Source organism: Pseudoalteromonas lipolytica, from assembly GCF_001306915.1.
Lineage (GTDB): Bacteria > Pseudomonadota > Gammaproteobacteria > Enterobacterales > Alteromonadaceae > Pseudoalteromonas > Pseudoalteromonas simplex.
In genome coordinates this window covers 1-777 of sequence record NZ_LJTC01000035.1, presented here as the reverse complement: position 1 = coordinate 777, position 777 = coordinate 1, and the positions used below count along the sequence as shown (strand labels likewise).

Genomic DNA, 777 nt, shown 5'->3' with positions numbered 1-777 from the left:
CCACCTATATTCAGTCAAAGTTTCACGTGCTCCGACCTACTCGATTTCACTTAARATGCATTTTCGTGTACGGGACTATCACCCTGTATCGTCAAACTTTCCAGAATGTTCCACTAACACATAATAAGCTTAAGGGCTGGTCCGGTTTCGCTCGCCGCTACTTCCGGAATCTCGGTTGATTTCTGTTCCTACGGGTACTTAGATGTTTCAGTTCTCCGCGTTCGCCTCTTACACCTATGTATTCAGTGCAAGATACCTGCAAGCAGGTGGGTTTCCCCATTCGGAAATCCTAGYCTCAAGCGCTTTTTACTAGCTTGACTAGGCTTATCGCAAGTTAATACGTCCTTCATCGCCTCCAACTGCCAAGGCATCCACCGTGTACGCTTAGTCACTTAACCATACAACCCAAACGRGTCTTTGTTAGTGACAGCTGTTAACTTCGCCAGAAGTTAATTCATCAAATAATGATGAGAATACTAAAGTAGATACCGATTAATCATTGCTGATTAACTGGCATATTTTTACTTTTGAAAACTCTTTATAGATACGAATATCTATAAGAATTTTAATATCAGCTTTCCAAATTTTTAAAGAGCAAGAGAATAAACTTCTCAAAATTAAACACACTCTATTCTCAAGCAGTTTATTACCTGATTAAGAATGTTTATTTTTAAGGAGTAAAAGTGGTGGAGCTAAGCAGGATCGAACTGCTGACCTCCTGCGTGCAAGGCAGGCGCTCTCCCAGCTGAGCTATAGCCCCACATATGCTGGTACTTA

General features: G+C 41.3%; 1 tRNA gene and 1 rRNA gene. Both read right to left on the bottom strand.

The annotated features are described in order from the left end of the window. Positions 1 to 398: ribosomal RNA gene (locus tag AOG27_RS20895) — 23S ribosomal RNA — on the bottom strand; the annotation flags it as partial. 286 nt (positions 399 to 684) lie between these two features. Further along, positions 685 to 760: transfer RNA gene (locus AOG27_RS20890), tRNA-Ala, on the bottom strand. Positions 761 to 777: the final 17 nt, after the last annotated feature.